This is a genomic window from Oceanospirillum sp. (genome assembly GCF_982874595.1).
This window is the reverse complement of record NZ_CEYNZH010000002.1, coordinates 70,268-93,062: the sequence shown is the minus strand read 5'-3', so window position 1 is coordinate 93,062 and position 22,795 is coordinate 70,268. Positions and strand designations below refer to the sequence as shown.

The 22,795-nt window shown below is 48.5% G+C and carries 16 protein-coding genes; 4 read left to right on the top strand and 12 right to left on the bottom strand.

The window, feature by feature from the left end:
- Positions 1 to 32 precede the first annotated feature (32 nt).
- A complete protein-coding gene (locus tag AC4GL5_RS01750; protein WP_490381062.1) occupies positions 33 to 1,925 on the bottom strand; it encodes a DUF3413 domain-containing protein in 1,893 nt (630 codons plus the stop codon).
- A 135-nt stretch (positions 1,926 to 2,060) separates the two neighbouring features.
- On the opposite strand from AC4GL5_RS01750, the gene AC4GL5_RS01745 reads away from it, so the two are divergent.
- Both AC4GL5_RS01745 and rsuA read left to right on the top strand, forming a co-directional pair.
- The gene (locus AC4GL5_RS01745; protein WP_490381061.1) at positions 2,061 to 2,999 is read left to right on the top strand and encodes a D-2-hydroxyacid dehydrogenase; all 939 of its coding nucleotides are present in this window, start codon (positions 2,061 to 2,063) and stop codon (positions 2,997 to 2,999) included.
- Positions 3,000 to 3,014: 15 nt separating this feature from the next.
- Positions 3,015 to 3,713 carry a 16S rRNA pseudouridine(516) synthase RsuA gene (gene rsuA, locus AC4GL5_RS01740; protein WP_490381060.1) on the top strand — a complete coding sequence of 233 codons (699 nt, stop codon included), beginning with the start codon at positions 3,015 to 3,017 and terminating at the stop codon, positions 3,711 to 3,713.
- A gap of 136 nt (positions 3,714 to 3,849) precedes the next feature.
- On the opposite strand, the gene AC4GL5_RS01735 is transcribed toward rsuA, so the two are convergent.
- Entirely contained in the window at positions 3,850 to 4,812 is a 963-nt protein-coding gene (locus AC4GL5_RS01735) for a patatin-like phospholipase family protein (protein ID WP_490381059.1), read from the bottom strand.
- 153 nt (positions 4,813 to 4,965) lie between these two features.
- On the opposite strand from AC4GL5_RS01735, the gene AC4GL5_RS01730 reads away from it, so the two are divergent.
- Positions 4,966 to 7,836, top strand: a complete 2,871-nt coding sequence (locus tag AC4GL5_RS01730) for an HD domain-containing phosphohydrolase (RefSeq protein ID WP_490381058.1) — start codon at positions 4,966 to 4,968, stop codon at positions 7,834 to 7,836.
- A gap of 259 nt (positions 7,837 to 8,095) precedes the next feature.
- Here the strand turns inward: AC4GL5_RS01730 and bamJ are convergent, their stop codons facing one another.
- From bamJ to AC4GL5_RS01695, 7 genes are all read right to left on the bottom strand, one after another.
- Positions 8,096 to 8,572 (bottom strand): BamJ family beta-barrel-assembly machinery protein, encoded by a 477-nt coding sequence (gene bamJ, locus AC4GL5_RS01725; RefSeq protein WP_490381057.1) that lies wholly within the window; start codon positions 8,570 to 8,572, stop codon positions 8,096 to 8,098.
- Positions 8,573 to 8,675: 103 nt separating this feature from the next.
- The gene (locus AC4GL5_RS01720) at positions 8,676 to 9,272 is read right to left on the bottom strand and encodes a DUF938 domain-containing protein (protein ID WP_490381056.1); all 597 of its coding nucleotides are present in this window, start codon (positions 9,270 to 9,272) and stop codon (positions 8,676 to 8,678) included.
- Between the two features lie 133 nt (positions 9,273 to 9,405).
- Positions 9,406 to 10,191 carry an enoyl-CoA hydratase/isomerase family protein gene (locus AC4GL5_RS01715; RefSeq protein ID WP_490381055.1) on the bottom strand — a complete coding sequence of 262 codons (786 nt, stop codon included), beginning with the start codon at positions 10,189 to 10,191 and terminating at the stop codon, positions 9,406 to 9,408.
- A 340-nt stretch (positions 10,192 to 10,531) separates the two neighbouring features.
- Positions 10,532 to 11,461 (bottom strand): ABC transporter ATP-binding protein, encoded by a 930-nt coding sequence (locus AC4GL5_RS01710; RefSeq protein ID WP_490381054.1) that lies wholly within the window; start codon positions 11,459 to 11,461, stop codon positions 10,532 to 10,534.
- A gap of 29 nt (positions 11,462 to 11,490) precedes the next feature.
- Entirely contained in the window at positions 11,491 to 12,639 is a 1,149-nt protein-coding gene (locus AC4GL5_RS01705; protein ID WP_490381053.1) for a FecCD family ABC transporter permease, read from the bottom strand.
- Positions 12,629 to 13,723 carry a FecCD family ABC transporter permease gene (locus tag AC4GL5_RS01700; protein ID WP_490381052.1) on the bottom strand — a complete coding sequence of 365 codons (1,095 nt, stop codon included), beginning with the start codon at positions 13,721 to 13,723 and terminating at the stop codon, positions 12,629 to 12,631. Before AC4GL5_RS01700 ends, AC4GL5_RS01705 begins: the two co-directional genes overlap by 11 nt.
- A gap of 5 nt (positions 13,724 to 13,728) precedes the next feature.
- Positions 13,729 to 14,787, bottom strand: a complete 1,059-nt coding sequence (locus AC4GL5_RS01695; RefSeq protein ID WP_490381051.1) for an ABC transporter substrate-binding protein — start codon at positions 14,785 to 14,787, stop codon at positions 13,729 to 13,731.
- Between the two features lie 410 nt (positions 14,788 to 15,197).
- Between AC4GL5_RS01695 and AC4GL5_RS01690 the strand changes: the two genes are divergently transcribed.
- Positions 15,198 to 17,318 (top strand): TonB-dependent receptor, encoded by a 2,121-nt coding sequence (locus AC4GL5_RS01690; RefSeq protein WP_490381050.1) that lies wholly within the window; start codon positions 15,198 to 15,200, stop codon positions 17,316 to 17,318.
- Between the two features lie 289 nt (positions 17,319 to 17,607).
- Here AC4GL5_RS01690 and AC4GL5_RS01685 read toward each other — a convergent pair whose 3' ends face one another.
- The 3 genes from AC4GL5_RS01685 to AC4GL5_RS01675 form a co-directional block, all read right to left on the bottom strand.
- Positions 17,608 to 18,528 carry a helix-turn-helix transcriptional regulator gene (locus tag AC4GL5_RS01685; RefSeq protein ID WP_490381127.1) on the bottom strand — a complete coding sequence of 307 codons (921 nt, stop codon included), beginning with the start codon at positions 18,526 to 18,528 and terminating at the stop codon, positions 17,608 to 17,610.
- A 322-nt stretch (positions 18,529 to 18,850) separates the two neighbouring features.
- Complete coding sequence (locus tag AC4GL5_RS01680; RefSeq protein ID WP_490381049.1) at positions 18,851 to 20,653, bottom strand: ABC transporter ATP-binding protein; 1,803 nt, start codon at positions 20,651 to 20,653, stop codon at positions 18,851 to 18,853.
- Positions 20,638 to 22,500 carry an ABC transporter ATP-binding protein gene (locus AC4GL5_RS01675; protein WP_490381048.1) on the bottom strand — a complete coding sequence of 621 codons (1,863 nt, stop codon included), beginning with the start codon at positions 22,498 to 22,500 and terminating at the stop codon, positions 20,638 to 20,640. Before AC4GL5_RS01675 ends, AC4GL5_RS01680 begins: the two co-directional genes overlap by 16 nt.
- Positions 22,501 to 22,795: the final 295 nt, after the last annotated feature.

Below are 22,795 nucleotides of genomic sequence, written 5' to 3'. Positions count from 1 at the left end.
CAGACCATCACGAAAGCGCATGGTTCCGAAACCTAATGGTAGAAACGAGACATAGCCTCCAAAACTTCTATTCCTATTTCGGCTGGCATACGGCCATCTTTAATACGAGCATTATCCAAAGACAGTACTTCGTACCCTCCCGTTGGGTAAGTTGCAATAATTTGATCCTTTAGAACGAGCCCATAATTAAAGTAACTATGAACCAATAGCCAGTCTCTTTTTTGTTCATCATCAAATAAATTATGCCCTATTGAGTAATCAGAAATGGGGTTTCTACACCCCAAAACCTCGCTCATCACAGTAGGCGCAATATCATAATGACTGGTTCGATAATCAATTACCTGACGATCATTCCCAGGCCATAACATCAATAAAGGTGTTTGTGTCTGGTATTTTGTAAAGTTGCTGCCATGCCCCCAGAAATTCTTATTCAGATCATTAAACTCTTCACCATGGTCAGATGTAATAATCACCAAGGTATTTTCCAGAGTGCCATTGGCTTTCATTTCATCCAACAAACGACCTAACTGGTCGTCGATAAAGTAGAGCGCATTCTTAAAACGGTTCAAATAGGGTTCAGGATCAAAATCATTATTCAGTTTAACGTGATCAACCCGCTCCCACTGAGGCTGAAATTTTTCATAGCCCTGTGGAACGTCATAACCATGAGCCGCATCCAGAAAGAGAAAGCTGAAGAAAGGCGATTCGCTTCGGTTTAATATCAATGCCTTGAAATCGCTGATCGCGTCCCTATCCCGTTCAGAAGGACTCACCCCGTCAGACTTTAAACGCAAGCCTTCAACTTGAGGAAAAATTGTTCGGTCAAAGGCTGGGCTCAGCAAGGTTGCCGAACTAAAAACCCCTATCTGATAACCAGCTTTTTTATGCTGATTTACCCAAACCGCACCAGACTGAGAAGAGGAAAAAGCATCCCAATAGGTTGGAGGCAGGCCAAAGAAAAGAGAGAAAACCCCTCCTTTGGTAACATTGCCACCACTATGATGATCCGTGAAAAGCTGCGCATTTGCAGACTGAGCATACCGATAAAGGTTCGGTGTGACGTCAGCATTAAAAGTGTCCGCCCGCATGGCATCAATCGCAATAACTAAAACGTTGAGCGGTTTCTCCTCTGCACGACAATCAAGAGGATTTAGAGGATAGTTCAAAGTGTTGGTAGATTTTCTGACCTGTAACTCATTCTCTTCTCGAATACTTTCAGGGTCGATCAAACCTAATTTGACCAAATCACGTTTTGCCGTAGCCGGATAGTAAAAAGGCAGATGCCGGGTAACACCAGTAACCTCTGGATCATAATGCGCCTCGTACCAGATGTGCATAAGATGACTACCTATCAGAGACAGGAACCAACCTAAGAAAACATACTTTCCTTTACGTGCAGCAGCGCCTGAACGGATACTCCATGCGGCAACGGATAAGGTCCACAGTGAGGCCAGAGCGATCGCCAGAAAAGTTAAGGCAATGACAGAAATTGTAAACCAGGAAAGATCGATCACCTCCCCTGCTCCAGGCCCCGTTAACAACTCCCATATAAAGCCACTAAGATGGAAACGGTACTGCTGATATACCGTGGTATCCACAGCTAGCAAAGCCAAACCAGCAAACACACCAATAAAGGCAATAGGCAGAATCAACCAGCGACGAGGTATGATAATAGACAAAGGCACAAAAACGACTAACCAGGCTAACCCCGAAAAAAAACCGAAGTGTCCGATGTAAGCCAGAATCAGATAGAGGATGCTATGGGCTTCACTGACCTGAATATAGGGCAAGTAGCGAGTAGCAACCAGATAGGCTACTAAAGAGGCAACAACAGCCATCCAGCCTGAGAAACGTAACCATTGCCCCCGGGTAAAAGTTTTACCCTGATGCCATGAATAACTTAAACTAGCCCATAATTTTGACATGAAATTCAGTCCGTCCACCGCTCAGCATGCTCGCCTATTGAAATTGTCCGGCGACATTATACGGAGAAAGCTCTGGGCTGAAATCTATACCTCAGGTATCTCTTAATCTTTTATTTAAATTCCCGGAGTAATTTGATGAATTTCAAAGGTGTTTTACTGGATGCGGACAGCCTCGGCGAAAATATCCTATTTGATGGACTGGAGAAATCCCTCGGAGAACTGACTCTTTATTCTAAGACCTCGCCAGAGCAGGTCATTGATCGTATTCAGGATACCGAGGTCATCCTGACCAATAAAGTTGTTATTAACGCTGACGCTATCGCACAAGCTAAAAATCTGAAACTGATCTGCGTACTGGCAACCGGTATGAACAATGTGGATCTGAAAGCTGCCGAAAGCGCTGGTATTCCAGTACGCAATGCTGTCGCCTACGGAACGAACAGCGTCGCTCAGCACACCCTGATGCTAATGCTGATGCTGGCGACACGACAGCCGCTTTACCAGAAATCCGTAACCAACGGTGAATGGAATCAAAGCCCCTTCTTTTGCCTAATGCAACACCCGGTTTCAGAACTGGCAGGAAAGCATCTCGTCATTGTTGGCTCAGGAGTTCTTGGCAGCAAAGTTGCTCAGCTCGCCGAAGCCTTTGATATGAAAGTCAGCTTTAGTGCACGCCCGGGTAATGAAGCCAATGATCAAAGAGAGCCTCTCGATCAGTTACTACCTAAGGCAGATGTACTGTCTCTGCATTGCCCACTGACAGAAGCCACAGAAAACCTGATTAGTGAAGACCTCCTGAATAAGGTCAAGCCTGGGCTTCTTATTGTGAACTGTGCCAGAGGCGGTATCGTTAACGAGGAGGCTGTTCTTAGTGCTCTTAAGCAGGGCCAGATCAGTGGCTATGCTACCGATGTATTAACTCAGGAACCCCCCATAAACGGCAACCCGCTTCTGGATGCTCTGCGTGAAAATCTCAACCTGATTGTCACACCACATAACGCCTGGATTTCTCAGAACGCGCGACAAAATATTGTCGACCAAGCGACCCAATCCATTCAAACCTACAGCCAGTGAGTACCCGATTCAGCCATGCGCCTCGATAAGTTTATTTGCCATCACACCGGAATATCACGAGCCGACGCCAAGCGCGTTCTGCGACAGGAAATGGTCACGGTTGATGATCAAGTCATCAAAGACCCCGGTTTTAAAGTCAGCGAAGAGCTAAATATTGAGCTTGAAGGTCGTCCTCTGGGTGCCGTTAAGCCACGCTATTTTATGCTTTATAAGATGGCAAACACCCTCTGCTCTACTATTGACGAAGAGTATCCTTCCGTACTGAGCTATATGGACCTGCCTAACACCAAAGGGCTGCATATCGCAGGACGTTTGGATGTGGATACCACAGGTCTGGTGCTGATCACAGACGATGGTCAATGGTCACACCAGATTACATCCCCCAAAAAAGCCTGTATGAAGCGTTACCGTGCCTGGTTGGCCGAGCCATTAATAGCAGGTGCTGAAAGACAGTTTGCAGAAGGAATACAGTTGCGCAATGAGCTGGAACTCACCAAACCGGCTGTACTGAAAAGAGTTTCAGACACAGAGGTACTGCTCAGTATCAGTGAAGGTAAGTACCATCAGGTTAAGCGTATGTTCGCCGCAATGGATAACAAAGTCATGCAACTTCATCGGGAACAGATCGGTGCAATCGAACTGGATCCACAGCTGGAAGAAGGTGAATGGCGAGAGCTGACAGAAGACGAAATTAACAGCGTCTGGCAAAAATAAACGTACGATACAACAGGCCATTCTGATATCAAAAAGGGGCAGAATACTCTGCCCCTCACTCTAAAACAGATACAAGCGCTGATACGAATATAATCAGGATCCCACCGCTATCCGATACTCAGCTGGGCATTGTGGATCAGTAAACCTCATGCCCATGAGGAATAATCACATGCTGGCTACGGGTCTTACGATCCGATGATTTAAGTGCTTTCAGGCAAATATCCGCTCTTTCATAACCCAAATCAATCATCTCCGCAGCACGATTAAACTCAAGGGTACCGCAAGCATTTCGGGCTATCTCCACAACCATATCCGGTGGATAAATTGCCAGTTTCTGCCGCGCCAGCGTACTCTGCATCGTATCAAAAGCCTGGTTAGCAACCTCAGAAGCCGACCAGTCCCGCTCCTGCTGTTCCGGCTCTGATTTTTGGAAATTCTTAAAAAAACGTGCAATCTTATTTCGCAAATCAGGGTTCTCATCCTGCTCCCCTGAGACTTCCTTGCGGGGAGATGCCGCCTCCTCCTGAACTCTTGCCCCCAGGTTGACCGCAATAGTCAGGTCCGTCTTATCACCAAAAGTCGGTGCAATAGGAACCGGATTCAGAACGCCACCATCAATCAGGGTCAGGTCATCAATCTGTACTGGTGTGAAAAACATCGGCAACGATATGGAAGCACGGATCGCCTGAAACAATGACCCTGAGTTGAGCCAGACTTCTCGCTCTCCCCGAATATCAGTCGCCACCGCAGTAAAACTGATCGGTAACTCCTCAATGGTTTTATCTCCAACCAGATCGGTCAACGTACTGATAATCTTATCGCCTTTAATAAGCCCACCTCTCCCCCAGGAAAGATCCATCAACGTAACCATATCCCCTTTAGTAATCGCCCGAACCCATTCCTCAAATTCATCCAGTTTACCAGCCGCATAAATTCCACCGATCAGGGCACCAATCGAACTGCCGGAGACAGAAGCAACCTCAAATCCATTATCTTCCAGCCAGTGAATAACACCAATATGAGCCAGACCTTTGGCACCACCACTACCAAGAACAAGCGATACTCGCTTCTTATTTGATCGCTTCTCATCTGATCCCATCTAAATTCATCCTTCTGAAAAAATGCTTCAATATAGTAAGCGAAACAAAGCCGATCACTCTATCCTTTAGTTGAATTAAAAAAAGTGATAATTCACCTGAAAGGTGACATATAATTAATACTCATTTTATAAAAATTAAAAAAGGAATCAGGGATGAGACTCATCCGAAAGGGAATATCACTCCAGTGGCTGATTGGCGGTGCTATGTTTTCTGCCATGCTAGTGTTGAGCGTACTGCTGGTTTTTCAGAATTACCAAAGTAATAAAAACGCTCTTCTGGTGGCCACAGCAGAGTCTGCCCGCCAGCTCAGTGATACCCTGAACGAAAAAGCCAAACGCCTGACAGGGCCGGCACAAAGCGCCTTACAGATTCTCAGTTACGACCCTATTCTTCACGCCTCCAGCTTCGAACAACGTCAACAACGACTTCCGGTTCTTTTTGAAACCCTGAATTCAAATGATGTGCTCAGTGCCATTTATGTCGGCTATACCAATGGCGAGTTTTTTCTACTGAGAAAACTCAACAATCCAAACCTTCAGGTCAGCCTGCAACCACCCGAAACGAGCCAGTATCTGCTGCAAAGTCTGCACACAGGCCCATCAGGTATGCAGCAGGTTTGGTTTTATTATAATGAGCACCACAACCTCATTAAACAGGAAGTCATAACAGATACTAAATTCGATCCCAGAACCCGCCCATGGTTTAAGAGAGCCTCAGAAAGTAAAGAGCAGATTCTGACCAACCCCTATCTGTTCTATACCACTCGTGAAATCGGTATCACACTGGCCCAACAAGGCAGAAACAGCGCTAACATTATTGGCATGGATGCGGCAGTGGATGATCTGGCGGCTCAAATCTCGGCCCTTCAACTGACCAAAGGCGGCCAACTGGCCATTGTTGACGACAGAAGTCAGATCCTGGCCCATAACGAAACCGATAAGATTATTGTTAAAGAAGATAAATACTATCGCCTCAATACCCTGAATGAGCTTGAAAACCCTGTCCTGAAACAAATTGCTGAATCAACAACAGCCAGTAATCAGCTGGCTCGGTTTACTACTGACGGCCGTGCCTGGTACGGCCTCGCATTACCCCTGACAGGTCTGAATGGTCACAACATTCGTATTCTTCTGGCCGTGCCCGCTGATGAGCTCCTGGCAGGTGCCAAAGAGATCATTCTGACACAATCACTGTGGACCCTGCTGGTGATTCTACTGGTACTGGGGCTTGGACTGTATGGCGGCTCACGAATCGGTACCGCATTCCGCCAGCTAACAGAGCAGGTGAGAGCTCTTTCCGGATTTGACTTCAGCTCGCGAGTCCGGATTCGCTCCGATATTCGAGAGGCTAAAGAACTGAGTCGGGTGGTCAGTAATATGTCCCGGACCATCGGCAGTTTTCAGGCGATCAGCCTGTGCCTTAATAGAGAAAATGATCTTGAGAAGATGCTCGATGGTGTACTGGAGCATCTGGTAACTGCAGCGGGTATGAAATCCGGTGCTATCTACCTATACGAGAATGACGATAATACTTTTATTCTTGCCAGCAATACCGAAAGCAAGGGTTATCCACAACGACTTTCAGAGCAAGGACAGGATGACACCAGCATCCTGCATAATACCCTTCAACAACTGGATGAGGCAGAAAAAAGCCTGGTGATCTCTCTGCGTCGAAGGGATGACAGCCTGGAAGGCTTACTGGTCATGCGCTGGGAGCAGGTCCCTCGTAACAAAAAAGCTCTGATCCGCTTTATTTCAGAACTTGCCGGTTCAGCCGCTGTCGCTATCGAAACACGCCGTCTGATCGACGGACAAAAGGAGTTGATCGATGGCATTCTGCACCTGCTGGCAGATGCCATTGACGCCAAATCCCCTTACACCAGTGGCCACTGCGAACGCGTCCCACAGCTCGCTTTTCAACTGATCGACACTCTCACCCAGCAAAAAGAGGGCACCTACGCTAACTTCAGATTGGGTGAACGGGATAAGGAAGCTTTCAGAATTGCGGCCTGGTTGCATGACTGCGGTAAGATTCTCAGCCCGGAGCATGTGATCGACAAAGCAACCCGGCTGGAAACCATCTTTAACCGTATCCACGAGATCCGCACACGATTTGAAGTACTTTGGCGTGATGCCGAGATCGAGTACTGGCAGAAACGTGCAGCTGGCGAACCTGAAGCAGAGCTCAAAGCAGCGCTGGAGCAACGTCAGCAGGAGCTTCAGGAACAATTCCGTTTCATCGCCAAAGCCAATGAAGGCTCTGAATCAACGCCACCGGATTCAGCCGCCCGTATCCACGCTATTGGCGATCAGGAATGGGTGCGTCACTTCGATAACACTCTGGGTCTGTCCCACGAGGAGCTGCTGCGGCTGAACCAGAAAGTCCAGCCTTCTCTGCCAGCCACCGAAAAACTTCTGGCTGATAAGCCTGAGCACATCCTTCCATGGGATGATGCCCGCCGCCCGCCCGTAGAAGCAGACAACCCGGAAAATATCTGGGGCTTCGATATGCAGTTACCGGATCACTCTTTTAATCAGGGCGAACGTCATAATCTGACGATTCCTTTTGGCACGCTGACAGCAGAAGAACGCTTCAAGATTAACGAACATATTGTTCATACCATCATAATGCTCAGCTCTCTGCCACTACCGGATTACCTGAAACAGGTACCTCATATCGCAGGCAATCACCATGAGCGTATTGACGGCCAGGGCTACCCGAGAAAGCTTAAAGGTGATGCAATGAATATTCAGGAAAAAGTCATGGCTGTAGCGGATATCTTTGAGGCACTCACAGCCTCAGACCGCCCTTACAAAAAGCCAAAAACCATTAGCGAGTCGCTGAACATCATGGTGAAGATGTCCCTGAACGGACATATTGATCCCATACTGATGACGACTTTGCTGAAAGAACAAAGCTTCAGTCGCTATGCTGAAAGCTTTCTGAGCAAAGAGCAGAATGACGCTGTGGACTATGAATCTCTGATCCAGCAGCTTAACTCTCAGGAAGAGAAAACGGCCTAACAAAAGCTCTGTGTCCCTGTATCAGCATAAAGGCAAAAAAAAGCCGCCATCCCAAGCGGGTGGCGGCAGTTGCACAAACAAGGAACCTTCATGAAAAAACAGGTCTAGGCAAACCTGTGTATTACTTCACTTATTGCGAAAGATTAGAGGGCAGAAACAGAGATCAGTTCCCGCCTTTCGTTCCATCGAAGACTCTTAAATCAATCAAAAGTCTCTATTCTATTATTTATGCAGGTATTTCCTGATACTAGCCCTGTCACTACGGATTAATTTTAATCAGCTCAACATCGAAAATAAGTACCGAACCTGCCGGAATACGGCCGACGGAACGATTGCCATAGGCCAGCTGACTTGGGATATAGAAACGGGTCTTTTCACCTTCAACCATCAGCTGAACACCTTCTGTCCAACCCGGAATCACCTGATTCAGACCAAAATCGATTGGCTGGCCGCGGTCGACAGAGCTGTCAAACACGGTGCCATTCAACAACGTACCGTGATAGTGCACCTTCACACGATCCGTCGCCGCAGGATGTTGCTCACCGGTGCCCGCTTCCAGCACCTTGTACTGCAGACCGGAATCCGTTGTCACGACCCCCTCTTCCTGAGCATTGCTGGCCAGAAACGCCTGACCTTCCTGCATAATGTCAGCCATAGACTTACGATCATCCGACATACGTTTAAAGATAAACAGGCCGATGATCACAATGATCGCGATAATAATTACTCGAGTCACGAAAGAGTTCCTTGCGGTAAGAGTCATAGAATTGAAGTTGGCCACATGCTAGTGCAGGCAGAAGAAAAAGCAAAGCCTGATAAGCTCTATCGGATATCGCCTGTCAGGCAGACTTACGCCACTCCAGCAAACGGTTGTTAGCGGGCATCTCATGATCCGCATCCAACACCAGACCAGCCGATTCAGCCAGTTCCGCTATCGCTTCAAAATCCCGGATTCCACTTAAGGGATCCCGTTCCCGCAGAAAATGATCAAAGGCCTGATTACTCTGACTGGTATAGGCTCCCTGATAATTGAAAGGGCCATATAGGCAGAGTTTGCCTGCCTCCGGTAACAGAGCGCCAACACCCTGAAAGAAAGCCTCAACCATCGCCCAGGACATAATATGCAGGGTATTCGCCGTGAAAATGCCATCTGCTTTCACCTCAGGCCATTGAGCCTGTGTCACATCAAGCTCAACCGGTACAAGAAGATTGCTGCCTGCATATTCGCTGCACCAAAGCCTAACCCCCGGCAGATATACCGCCTGATCCGACGGCTGCCATTGCAGATGAGGCAAGTGCTCCGCCATATAAACCGCATGCTGCCCTGTGCCGCTACCCACTTCCAGAACCTGCGAAACATCACTGAAGGCGTGTTTTAAAACCTGAAGAATCGGAGCCTTATTATTTTCACAGGCTTGGGAGAAGGGTTTACTCATAGGTGATGCGGTCCTGATTCGGAATAAACTTAAAAGCGTTTTTACAGGCCGATATTACCGACCTGTACTCTTTTATCTTTGCTGGTTAACTGATCTATTTATCTTTACGATTTGTCTTTACGGCTTAGCTTGACTACTCACCTACAAAACGCGCCGGACGCTTGGCGATAAAGGCCTGCACCCCTTCTTGACCATCAGCGGTTTTACTTAATCCGGTGATGGTTTGCGCTTCCAGCTCCAGCTGAGTTTCCAGGGTAGCATTTTGGGCACTATTCACCAGATTCTTCACCTGAGCGTAAGCCTGAGTTGGCCCTGCTGCCAGCATGCCCGCCAACTCCCGTACCGTATCCTGTAAGCGGTCGGCTGGTACTACACGATTAACCAAGCCCCAGTCCAGCGCTGTTTCTGCATCCAGAACCCGATTGGTAATAAAGAACTCTTTCGCCCGACGCGGGCCGATCTGACGGGTCAGATAATAAGAGGCACTGCCATCCGGAGAGAAACCGATCTGGGTATAAGCGCTGGTAAAACGGGTCGTATCCGCGGCAATCACCAGATCACAGCAGGCCATAAGACCCAGGCCTGCGCCAGCGGTCATACCGTTGATCGCTCCGATAACCGGCAAAGGCAGACGGGAGAAACGGGAGATGGCACTGTGCAGATAAGTCGTCATATCCATCAGCAGGCGATCCACATTCTCAGGGTCTTTGGCAAAAGCGCCTACATCGCCACCAGCCGAGAAGGCCTTATCACCGGTTCCGGTAATCACCACAGCTCGGATCGATTTATCACAGGCACACTGGTTAGCGACTTCCGATAACCGACGCATCACCTCTTCATCCATGGCATTAAAAGCGTGGGGACGATTCAGGATAATCCACCCCACATTATCGATACATTCAAACAGTACAGCGCTCATAGAATTCTCCGTTTTGATCTTGTTATTATCTTGCTGACAGCCAAGAATTGCTTCTGACTCAGAATACCTGCCTCTGAGCTTAAGGGGTAAAACAGTGGTAAAACGAGTGTTTGATACTCAGAGAATTTCACAGCAGGTACAGGCTGTCAAAGTTGACTTTGCGGTCAAATAGAATGATTCGACGATGCTCAGATGCTGGCTGATTTTGTGATGCAAAGACAGCCTGAATTAAGCAAAAAGATACCGCTGCCCTCATAACGCAGCGATAAACAGAACTGGTGAGTACACAAATATAGCGACACAGTGGATCCCATGCTCCGATGGATGGTAGCGCTCCGCTTTACCCAGCTTTAGGCATACATTGACCACTTGTTGCCGATGAGGGGCTGTCTGTTGTTGAAGGACTCCCTGTCATTGAGGATGGGGTATCCACATCCTGTCCCGGAAAATAGCTGCTACGGCCAACCGGTAAACCATAAGGCCAGGTTTTATCGCCCTGCTGGCGCAGCATCAGCTCAACCTGAATCCCGAACACCTGCTGCATCATCTCCGGGGTAATCGCATTAACCGGGGAGTCGTCTGCAATAATGCGCCCTTGCTGCATAGCCAGTATTCTGTCGGAATACTGACTGGCCTGGTTAATATCGTGCAGCACCATCACAATAGTCCGCTGATGCTCCCGATTCAGCTGAGCGAGAAGCTCCAGCACTTCCAGCTGATGGCCAATATCAAGATAGGTGGTCGGTTCATCCAGCAACAGAATATCGGCCTGTTGTGCCAGTGCCAGCGCAATCCAGCCGCGCTGACGTTCACCACCTGACAGGGTATTAAAGCTACGATGGCGCAGCTGATCCATCCCGGTCAGATGTAAAGCCTGTTCAACGGCTTCCAGATCCTGCTGAGTCATTCTTCCGAATAACCCTTGCCAGGCAAAACGACCATGACTGACCAGCTGGTACACACTCAGGTCATCTGGTGCGACCGGATTTTGCGGTAGCAAGGTCATACGACGGGCCATTGCTTTGCGAGACCAGTGGGGCAGTGGTCTGTTATCCAGAAACACCTGGCCGGATGCCGGAGGCAATAAGCCAGCCAGGGCTTTCAGTAGCGTGGATTTACCACAACCATTTGGCCCGATCAGGCAGGTAATTTCCCCTTCTTGCAGAGTCAGTGAAACCTCTGGCACCACAGGCGATGCCTCAGACGTTGTACTGGATGCGCTCTGTCCGGATGAATAGCTCAATATCAGGTTTTCTGCAGACAGTGTCATAAAATATTCCTGTTATCGGGGCGCCCCCATTACGGTCGACGCCCACTTTGTTTTTGTAAGAGGTAAAGTAAAACAGGTATGCCAATCACAGTGGTCAGTGCGCCTGCCGGTAATTCCAGCGGACTGAGCAGAGTGCGACTGATTATGTCTGCCCCGGATGAGAGGCAGCCACCGGCCAGCAAGCACACTGAAACCAGATGTTTAATATCACCGCCGACCAGCAGTCGGGATAAGTGAGGAACCACCAGGCCGATAAAGCCCACAGGTCCTGCAACAGCAATAGCACTGGCGGCCAGTATCACCGCCAGAGCAATTGAGAACACACGCCAGCGGGCAACATTAACGCCCATGGAGAGTGCCTGAGATTCATCAAAACGAAGTAGCGATAACGGATGTCTGATCAAATAAAGTGCCGCCAGACCGAGTACGGTCCAGGGGAGTAAGATAAACAGATGGGTAAAGTCCCGTCCGTACAGGCTGCCCGCCAGCCATAAAATTGTGGTTTCTGTTCGACCGCCACCCCAGACGACGACGATCCACATCACGATAGCATTAAGAATGCCACCAATGGCAACACCGTTCAGGGCCAAACGAGCCGGGCTGATACCGGTTTTCATACCCTGATGTTTTTGCGATGACAGATACAGCACTAGGGCCGAAATAACGATACCGCCAACCATAGCAGCCATCGGTAGCCAGGTGAGAGATAACTCAACCGGTGAGTCTTTCAGCAGGGTAGCATTGATCATATCGGAGAGCAGCAACAGGCCGACAATAGCAAGACTAGCACCGCTGGAGACACCAATCACTCCGGGGTCTGCCAGAGGGTTACGAATCACAGACTGCAGAATCAGGCCCGATAACGCAAAGTGAACACCGACTAACGCCGCCAGTAGCGTTCGGGGTAACCTCAGGTTCCAGATCACGTCATAAGCGGTGCCGGTTGTGATATCACCCATCAAAACCGACACAATATCGCTGGCCGCAAGATTGACGGACCCCAGCAACAGAGACAAGACCATCAGTAAAGTCAGTAACAGCAATAACGCCAGTTTTACCAGACGATAATAGCCCGGCGTCCGGTCATGGCTATCTTTTAACCGGCCATTGCTATCCTTTAAAGAGCCAGATGCTGTTGACGCGGGATTACTTTGAGGATGCACGGTATTAGTGGTCATAACCGCCCTGCTTTCTGATCAGGTAAACAAATAAAGGGCCGCCAGTCAGAATGCAGAGAATGCCGACAGGCACTTCCTGTATTCTGGCCACCAGATCAGCCACGCATACCAGGGTCGCACCGACAATAGCAGACAAAGGTAGTAAAATTCTGTGATCCATCTGCAGGGGCTGCGCCGATTCAGCCGCATCTGATAATGAGCTCCGGGATAAGGATTGTTTTAACAACAACTTGACGGCATGAGGTGCCACCAGCCCCACAAAGGAGATTGGGCCTGCTACCGCCACCGTAGCGGCAGTCAGTACCACACTGGTCAGACCCAGAATCAGGCGCCAGCGTTGTACCGGAAAGCCCAGCGCCCGGCTGGTCATATCATCCAGCATCAGCAGATTTAAAGGCCGGGAAAAGATCACTCCCATTCCCAGCCCCAGAAAAACAAATAACCAGAGCTGATCCACATGCTGCCAGGTTCGGTTCAGCAGACTCCCCGCCAGCCAGTAGTAGAGGCCGTTGACATCACTGTCTGCCGACACCAGCAGAAGTGTCAGGCCAGCGGTAAAAAACAGCGCGATACTCATACCCGACAAAGTCAGATGAATCGGATTCAGATGAGTTTTCCAGGCGATTGCAAAGGTCAGAAATCCAGCGGCAAAACCACCTGCCGTACCCATCACCAGCATCGCAGATGGCGGCAGGCTCAGCACAACAAAGCCCAGTACAATCGCAAAGGATGCCCCGGCACTGACCCCTATCAGATCCGGAGTCCCCAGAGGGTTACGGGTGATCGACTGTACAATACATCCCGCCATGCCCAGAGCCGCTCCAGCCAGTAACCCCGTCAACAACCGGGGCATACGCAGTTCCATGATAATGAAACGGGTCATGCTGTCTTCTGGTGATGTCAGCGCCTGGAACACCGCAGACCAGGAAAACAGTGTGTCTCCCAGTGCTAAAGATGCCAGCCCTGCCAGCATGATAATAAACAGGCATACGACTGGCAGAAGCAGAGAGATTCTCTGGTGTTTTCCCACAGAATGACCGGCACTGATGGTGAATGTTTTATCCGGGCTTGATAGCTGCGACATAGGATTTATCTTTCTGAAAAGGTCAGCGGTTTCGCCCGTGCCGCATCTGGAATATTATCCGGTGCCGGGAACTGATCGGGATAAAACAGGTGAGCCATTTCTCTCAGTACCATCTCTCTGGCAACCGGGCCATGAGGCATGACGTACTGATCATTAATCCGATAAACACGTTTATTCTGAACCGCTTTTAGTCGCTGCCAGACCGGATGATAACTGATAGGAGCCTCGTCACCGGTAAAGGACAAAATCACATCCGGGTTCAATCGCAGCAACTGCTCCATAGACAGTACACTGGAATCCGGTTTTTTCAGAGCAGGCGTGGGTGAGCGTCCCATCGCATTTTCAACCTTCAGACTCTGCATAATGTCAGTGCTCAGATAGTGGTTATAAAATGCGTACAGAGTATCAGCCCAGTGCCAGATCAGAATGGCGCTGACTTCTCCCGGAGCTTTTTGCTTAAATTCTTCTTTCAGAGCCTGAAAGTTCTGATTCAGCGCTTGTCCCTGCGGTTCCTGGTCCAGCGCTCGGGTAACCGTCATAATGGCCTGTTCAGAATCCTCCTGAGTGACCAGATCAAATGCCAGAAACTGTCCGATCTCTTCAAACTTACTGGCAAAAGGTTCTGTGTACTGGCGCAGGCCAATAATCAGATCCGGTTTCAGCTCTGTCAGACGCTCCATATCAGTTTCATGCACTTCGCCCAGGTCTTTCATCTGACTGACCTGATCACCAAGATACGCTGACTGTCGGTGATTCAGCGTGGATAAACCGGTCGCCTGTTGGTCCAGTGCCCACATCAGGTCAGCGCCAAACACCGAGATAGACGCTACGGATTGCGGCTGTTTCTCGAACGTAATGCTTTTACTCCGATCATCTTTCACGGTCACCGGATAATCTGCCATAGCACTGGATAAGGTGATCAATGACGCCAGTAAAGTAGTCAGCAGCATCACTGGCCAGTAAAAGGCACTATGGAGATCAGTCATGGCCTGCGAGCTGACCTGAGTAAACTGAGTATGACGCCGGGAGTCGTTTTGCTGTGAATAAGGAATAGGGGCTGACACTTTCATGAACCTCTGAACAGCGGATGAATGAAGTCGGATGTGCAGAGCAGAATTGTGTCTGATGGTGTTAAAACGAGCTACCCGAATCGGGAATATAAGCCCCGCATATGCGAGTAATACAGATAGGACGATATTCACACTCAGATTACAGAGCAGGGAAACGGAAAAGACGACAACACTAAAAACCACGACGGAACGGGGTAACAAAAATCTTTTCAGGGTAGTCGCCAGAAAGTCATAAACGCACACTTAGGCCCATTAATGAAAACAATTCCCAATCGCAATTATTTTAAAGGAGCAATGGAGCCATGCGGGCCGCTACCCTCAATACTACTTCAAAACATTCGCAAACAGAGCCTTCAGCTGTTTCCTGCAAAAAAACGTCCGTGCAATCTTTTACACTGAGCCCTATGACACACTTGATTCAGCACGCGTTATCCAGAAAAACACTGCTAAGCCCGGCTCTGTTGCTGGCAGGCATCAGCAGCTTGGTATTAATAGCCCCGACGGTCGCTCAGGCAGAATCTAATACCCTGGACGCCATTACAGTAACAGCTGAAAAACGTGATGCCGACGTGATGGATGTCAGCTCCAGTGTTTCGGCTAAAACCGAAATTGAGCTGCAGGATGCAGAGATTGCATCTATTGTTGAGCTGAGTCAGCACACACCTAACCTGCATATTTTCACCTGGGGTGGTAGCCGGGAAAACAATATCTTTATCCGCGGTATTGGTCCGGGCCTGTTCACCGATCCTACCGTTGGCTTTTATGTGGATGGTGTAAATTATACCAGTAACGGTATGTTTGACCTGGATCTGGCGGATATTGAGCGCGTTGAGGTGCTGCGAGGTCCACAGGGTACGCTGTACGGTGGTAACTCTCTGGCCGGTATTATCAATGTCATCACGAAAAAACCAGGCAATTACACAGAGGGCAAGCTGACGTTCTCAGCAGATAGTCTGGATCAGCGTAAACTGGGTATCAGTGCCAGTACACCTCTGATTGAAGATGAGCTGTTTGTCGGTGTGAGCCTGTCTAAGGTAGACAATAGCGGTCATCTGGACAACATTTACAATGGTAAGGACTATGGCGGTCGTGAAGATACCAATGCCCGCCTGAAATTCCTATGGCAACCAACGGACACCCTGGAAACCAATCTGATTCTGGATTACCAGAAACTGCGAGGTGATTCTTACGCTCTGGGTAGCGCCGACTTTATTAAGAAAAATCCGAAGAAAGTCGACCATAACTTTGATGGTGAAAACAACCGGGATTCTAAAGGTCTGGCGCTGTCGGTCACGAAATCCTTTGATGGTATCGACTTTACCTCCGTCACCGGCTGGCGTGACTGGGATAGCCTGAACTCTGCCGACCAGGACGCCGGTAGTATGGATGGCTATATGCATCACTCTGAATCAGATGAAGAGCAATCTCAGATTTCTCAGGAGTTTCGCTGGGCATCCACCGACAATCAACCTCTGCAATGGCTGGCGGGTTTATATGCTTATAAAAGCGAATATAAAGTCGATGGTCTGAATACACTGGACTATACCGCTTTTGGTATGGGCGGCCCTTACGCAGACCGTACGCTGGTGGATAAAGACAACAGCGGATATGCCGCTTTTGGTCAACTGGATTATGATATCAATGACCGCCTGACTCTGACAGCGGGTCTGCGTCTGGATAAAGAAAAGCGCAAAGCCGATATCGAAACCAGAATGCAAAGTGCTGCCAGCGTTGATATTAAAGGTGAGAAGAACTTCACCGAATGGCTACCAAAACTCGGGGCGTCTTATACTCTTGAAAACGATGCCCTGCTGTATACCACCGTCAGCAAGGGCTATCGTGCCGGTGGCTTTGATCACCTGTATCCCAGCGAAAATGACCCAACCTACGAATCAGAAACCAGCACTAACTATGAACTGGGCTATAAGTCCTCTTTCATGGATGGCTCACTGGAACTGAGTGCAGCCCTATTCTATATCGATATTAAAGACCAGCAGGTACAACAGCTGGTGCCAACTACAGGTACCATCCTGACCGATAATGCCGGTAAAGGCCGTAGTCAGGGACTAGAGTTTGAGTCCCGCTATACTCCCGCAGAAGGCTGGCTGATCAGCCTTGGCGGCAGCTACACTAAAGCAGAGTACAAAAGCTATTCGGGTTGTGACTTTACCGGCATGGTCAGCAACTGCAATGGCAATAAAATGGTGAATACCCCTGAACTGACAGCCAATATTGCCATTCAGAATCGTCACCCTCTGACGGAGAACCTGGATCTGTTTTCCCGTATTGATGTCCAGCATATCGGAGATTACTACTTCGATAGCCTGAACAAGTTCAAACAAGACAGCTACCAGCTGGTAAACCTGAAAATGGGCGTTGAGGCTGAAAACTGGGAAGCTTATGCTTGGGTTAAAAACGCTACGGATGAATATTATTCCAGTGTTGAGTTTGACTTTGGTGCCGGGCATACCGTTGAGGCCGGAGACCCTCGAAGCTACGGTATGACGTTAAGCACCCGATTCTGATGAGGCAGAGGCAGCAGGTCCTTATGTACTTGCTGTCTGCTTTTACTGACACTTTGGGGCTATATTTTCGAAGCGATCAGGTAAACTGATACCGTGTTCTGAAAAGGCAGAGGTGCCGAACTCCAACACTATAAAGCTGGCTTCATGGAGGGTAATAACGGAACTGTTCGCAGAAAATGTTGATAGATATAACCTGTAGGAGAAAGCAGGACTTGTACTTGTGAATATATTTACCTTATCAGCTGAAGCGATTAAAACCAGATAACAGAGGTTGTTGAATAGATCCTGTTCAGAAAATCGCAATACCTGAAAAATCTGGAGCAATCTCCTTACGGGCATCACCAGGCAAAATATTAAATTGCTTACGAAACGCGGTACTGAAATGACTGACATTACTGTAGCCCAGAAGCATCGCTGTTTCAGTCACATTATGGTTTTTAAGCAACGTCATTGCCTCTTCCATTCGGGCTTTCTGGTAGTAGGCATAAATACTGTTACCAAACAACGTCTTAAAGCCTTTTTTAAGCTTACACTGATTTAAACCAACCGTAGTTGCCACATCAGCAATGGTCGGCGCCTGACTCAGGTCTTTTAACAGGTAATCTCTGGCCATATCCAACTGGCGACGTTCACGGGATGAAATACTGGAAACCTGACTATGCTGATTTTTAAAAGCGCTCAGATGCCAGTAAATAAAATCCAGAACCGCAGAATGCAGCAACAGTTTATGCTGAGATTTACTGTTCATCAGACTAGCAATCTGTTTTGCTGAATAACTGGCCTTCTGATTCTTTCCGGCATTACGTACAAAAAAATGCACGCCTTTTTCCGGATTAATCTCAGAAAGCTCCTCTCCAGCCATATCACAAAGCAGCTCAGGAGTAATCATCACCGCCAGATTGCTGAACGACGGCGAGTTGTTCAGATAGAACATTTCACCATCAGAATACCCCATGGTGATCTCTCCTGCGGTATAGTGCATGGGCACATCTTTTACTCTGGCTTCAAAACATCCTTTCAGCAGACAGTTCAGATGAATATATTCCTGATCTCCGGGAAACGAAGCCGTCACACCTTCTGAATGAGAACGGGAGATACAAACTGATAACCCTGGCTGGATCTCAAAGAAACAATCCTGATCTGTCGTTGGAGGATTACGCATCTCTGGTAGCAGGGAATCAGATGGATAAATCGATTCTACCGAGCACATAGTCACCTCACTTCTCCTTATATAACGTGCCAGAGTCAGCACTTCCTGAATCTATTCCATGAACAAGCAGAGGTTTTGCTGAAGGCATTTTCAGTGACTTCGGAAAATGGCAGGAAGTGTTATTACCTGCTTATCTTAACAAGTCAAATCTTTTTCGTAAATGATATTTATTCTCATTTTGTAACTAAAGAGATATAATCCAGATCAGAGCATCGAAAGCTGATATCTATTGATGGAACAGGCTCTGGTCAGGAGTAACCAGAGCATTATATGAATAGCAGCACACGACAAACTATTGAACCAGAGCCAGACAAAGCAGAGTTTACGGAGCTGCAGAACTCTGATGCTGGCCTTCCTGGGCCTGCCATAATGTTCGGTACATGCCATCACAGGCCAGAAGTTCATCATGCCTGCCTCTCTGCACGATTTTCCCCTGATTCAGCACAATGATCTGACTGGCATGGCGAATGGTACTCAGACGGTGGGCAATCATAATGACAGTCCTCCCCTGTGCCAGACCGCTCAGAGCCCGCTGAATATGGTACTGGGTTTCGGTATCAACAGAAGCGGTCGCTTCATCCAACAACAATACCGGTGCATCTTTCAATAAGGCTCTGGCAATCGATAAACGCTGTCTTTCTCCCCCTGACAGACAGGAACCTCCTTCCCCAATTCGGGTGTTATAGCCCTCGGGCAGTTTGCTGATAAAGTCATCACACCAGGCCGCTTTACAGGCTTCCCTGATCTGTTGTTCAGATGCATCTGGTCGCCCGATTCTGATATTGTCTGCGATAGTGCCATCGAATAACTGAACCTGCTGAAATACCATACTGACTTTCTGATATAACTGCTCACTGCCTAATGCTTTTAAATCACTCCCGCCTAAACTGACAGATCCCTGCTGAGGATCATAAAAACGAGCCAGCAGATTCATTAGTGTACTTTTGCCTGAGCCGGAAGGCCCGACAATCGCCGTCATGCTGTTCTCTGGTACCCTGAAATTCAGCTGATCCAGTATCAGGGCTTCATTGTCGTAACCAAAAGACAGATCCTGCACAATAAGATCATTATTACGGGGTATTTCTGCAGAGCCGGGCTCAGACAGAGGTTTACGCTGGTAAAGTTGCTGTAATTTCTGCTCACTCTGCACGGTAAAGCGCAATACTGCCAGGTGCTCCGCCATTTCCAGTAACGGCCCTAACATGCGATAAGCCAGCAGTATAAATAACAATAAAGACAGTAATTCGGTCTGATCCTGTGCCGGAGTCATCCCCGCTATCTGCATAGCGGCCAGTGTCAGAAATGCCACCAGACCAAGCTCTGTCAGTAATCGATACAACACTACAGGCCCTGCACCCCAGATCTCAACGCCGATACTGGTTCGGGTGATATGGTCGAACTGCAGATAAAGCCGCTTCAGCCAGACACCCGCTTTGTTGAACAGACGTAAGGTACGCAGGCCGGCTACATATTCAACAACCATGCCTGAGGTGTACCGCAACGCATCCTGCTTAGCCTGACTAACACGAATAAACAAATTGCGACTGAGCTGAAGAAATAACAATGCCAGAGGAAAACCAGCCATCAATCCTATAGCCAGATGCCAGTCAACCCATAACAAAGCAATAAATAACAGCAGCGGCACAAGCAGAGAGGTCAGTAACTCAACGACCTGATGAGTAAAAATATTCTCAATGCGCTGAACATCATCCGTCATCATATCCGCCAGCTGTCCGGTACGATATTCTGCCAGTACGCCCAGAGGTAACTGGTGCACACGATCCAGTAGCTGTTCACGGTAGCCCGCCATAATACGATAACCGCCCAGAAAGCTGTTCCTTTGTCCTTTCCAGGCGGCCACTAACTGAATCAGAAAAATCAATAACAATGTACCTGCCAGCCATAGAATTGAGGCTTCCGCTTCGTCATTCTCTCTCTTTGATAACAGGATATTCTGCAACCAGAAAAAAACAGCCAACAAAGGTAACAAGTCCAGTATACGTTCCAGTATTCGCCAGCTCAGGCCAGATAAAAACAGACCAGGAGAGCGTCCACTGCGGTGTATGACCCGAACAATAATGCGGAATATACTACTATCCATTGATGGCTTCAGATCTGCAGGCATGTTGTTTCTCCTTCTGTTACATCACTCCTTTTTCTACTCTCACAGGCCTGATCGTCTTGCAGAGTCCAGTGGTGACTATCACGCTGTAACTGCCATATTTTCTGGTAGTAAGCATTTCGCTGTATCAGCTCAGTATGACTGCCTGCGCCCTGTATATGGCCTTTGTGCAGAACAATAATCTGATCGGCAAATTCCATACCCGCCAGGCGATGCGCAATGATCAGTACGGTTTTATCCGGATAGTGTTCCTGCAGATCACGATAGAATGCCTGCTGAGTCAGGTTATCTGCAAAGGCTGTCGCTTCATCCAGAATCAGTACCGGAGTATCTGCCAGCAGCGCTCTGGCCAGCGCCAGTCGCTGACGCTCACCACCGGATAAACGCGTCCCCTGCTCATTAACCCTGGTGTCATAACCGTCAGGCAATTGCTGAATCAGGTGCTCAGCCTGAGCTACCTTAATCGCCAGTTCCATGTCATGCTCCTGCACTGTATCTCTGGCCAGCATCAGGTTGTCTCTGATCGTTCCTTTGAACAGAAAGGCATCCTGAGTTGCCACTGCAATCAGGCTTGCTCTTTGCTCGTTACTCAGGTCAGTAACAGCCCTGCCATTGATGGTAACCTGACCTTGTTCTGGCATTAATAAACCAGCGATCAGCTGGGCCAGGGTCGACTTACCACTACCCGATGCGCCGGTCATCACTGTTGTGCTGCCTGCTGGCAGAGTCAGATCCATTTCAGGAATGATCAGGGCCTTGTCGTAGCTGAAACGAACCCTGCTCAACTCAACATCAATGCCCTCTTCTCTGCTGGAAACAGGATCAGCACCTTCGGCCTGTTGAGCATGTTCAGCACTATTGTCAGCATTCAGTACAGGATTAAGGCGACGCACACCCGCCAGCACTTCCCGGCTATCGGTAAAAAAATGACTGATTTTCAGCAGAGGGCGCAACATACCACCACAGAGCAGAATCGCCAGAATCAGATCCGTCAGAGCGATCTCATTGTGCAGCAACAGAAAACCACCTGCAGGCAGTACCAGTAACATATTAGCTCCTAGCAAACTGGTAAATAATGCCCACCTGGGAACGGTTAACCGAGTCAGCGCTTCGACCAGGCTGTAATAATGCTGAGAGTGCTGCACCATGGCAGAAAAACGTCTGGCATCCTGACGAAACAGCTTCATTACCGGAATATTGCGCAGGTACTCGACAGTCGTTTTATTCAGGCTAACGGCAACCTGATGATACTGATCCTGCATGGAATCCATATCACGCATAAATAACATGGAACAGATAATCGCCAGAGGTGCGACCAGTAAAGCTGCCACAGCTAGACGCCAGTCAATCCAGAACAGATAAAAAGTGATTAGCAGAGGAGTCAACAGAGAAACCGAAACTTCTACCGTATGGTGTGCAATCAGATTTTCAATTTTATCAACATCCTGCAACACCATCTGTTTTAACTGACCCGAGTGATAACTCTGAATCCAGTGTAAAGGTGCCCAGGCCAGACGAGTAACCAGTATTCTTCGGGTATGAGCCAGAGTAAAAAAAGCAGCCTGGTGGCTAAGAAAATAGGCTATGCCATAAATCAGCGTCTTTAATACCAGCGCTGCTGCCATCCAGAGTGCCAGCTGATAAAAAGTTTCAGCCATCTCTGTCGCCGTGCTTTGCTGATCAATAAAACCCAGTACGGCCTGTGCCCCCTGGGCCAGAAGCCAGAACGGCAGTAGCTCCATCGTTGCTGCCACCAGAGTAAATACAAACGCCAGAGCCAGACGCGTTCGCTGTCTGCCAATCAGAAACCAGAGCGTACGCCAGCCCGTCTTATCCTCAAATTCAGCCATGCCCGAAACTTCCTTCTGCAATGGGGGCAAAACGATAAGTGTCGCCATGACAGGCCTGCACTTATCCGGGTTAAAACAGCCCGCCAAATTAATGAAGCTTTCAGGGTCGTACCACTCACATCCGGCAGACAGCCCCCCTATCCGATTGATTTATTCGGATGACAGGAAGGTCATGCCTTAAGATCAGATACTTTATCAATTTTGAGCGTCGCACCGAAAAATTGTACTCAAAGCAATTCACTTCTTACAGAATAAAAGCATGTCATATCTGTTCTTTTCCTTGCCAGGTTTTCAC

Coding starts and splice junctions, on each gene's coding strand:
- AC4GL5_RS01750 (WP_490381062.1), bottom strand. CDS start 1,925: ATGTCAAAATTATGGGCTAGTTTAAGTTATTCATGGCATCAGGGTAAA.
- AC4GL5_RS01745 (WP_490381061.1), top strand. CDS start 2,061: ATGAATTTCAAAGGTGTTTTACTGGATGCGGACAGCCTCGGCGAAAAT.
- rsuA (WP_490381060.1), top strand. CDS start 3,015: ATGCGCCTCGATAAGTTTATTTGCCATCACACCGGAATATCACGAGCC.
- AC4GL5_RS01735 (WP_490381059.1), bottom strand. CDS start 4,812: ATGGGATCAGATGAGAAGCGATCAAATAAGAAGCGAGTATCGCTTGTT.
- AC4GL5_RS01730 (WP_490381058.1), top strand. CDS start 4,966: ATGAGACTCATCCGAAAGGGAATATCACTCCAGTGGCTGATTGGCGGT.
- AC4GL5_RS01720 (WP_490381056.1), bottom strand. CDS start 9,272: ATGAGTAAACCCTTCTCCCAAGCCTGTGAAAATAATAAGGCTCCGATT.
- AC4GL5_RS01715 (WP_490381055.1), bottom strand. CDS start 10,191: ATGAGCGCTGTACTGTTTGAATGTATCGATAATGTGGGGTGGATTATC.
- AC4GL5_RS01710 (WP_490381054.1), bottom strand. CDS start 11,461: ATGACACTGTCTGCAGAAAACCTGATATTGAGCTATTCATCCGGACAG.
- AC4GL5_RS01705 (WP_490381053.1), bottom strand. CDS start 12,639: ATGACCACTAATACCGTGCATCCTCAAAGTAATCCCGCGTCAACAGCA.
- AC4GL5_RS01700 (WP_490381052.1), bottom strand. CDS start 13,723: ATGTCGCAGCTATCAAGCCCGGATAAAACATTCACCATCAGTGCCGGT.
- AC4GL5_RS01690 (WP_490381050.1), top strand. CDS start 15,198: ATGACACACTTGATTCAGCACGCGTTATCCAGAAAAACACTGCTAAGC.
- AC4GL5_RS01685 (WP_490381127.1), bottom strand. CDS start 18,528: ATGTGCTCGGTAGAATCGATTTATCCATCTGATTCCCTGCTACCAGAG.
- AC4GL5_RS01680 (WP_490381049.1), bottom strand. CDS start 20,653: ATGCCTGCAGATCTGAAGCCATCAATGGATAGTAGTATATTCCGCATT.
- AC4GL5_RS01675 (WP_490381048.1), bottom strand. CDS start 22,500: ATGGCTGAATTTGAGGATAAGACGGGCTGGCGTACGCTCTGGTTTCTG.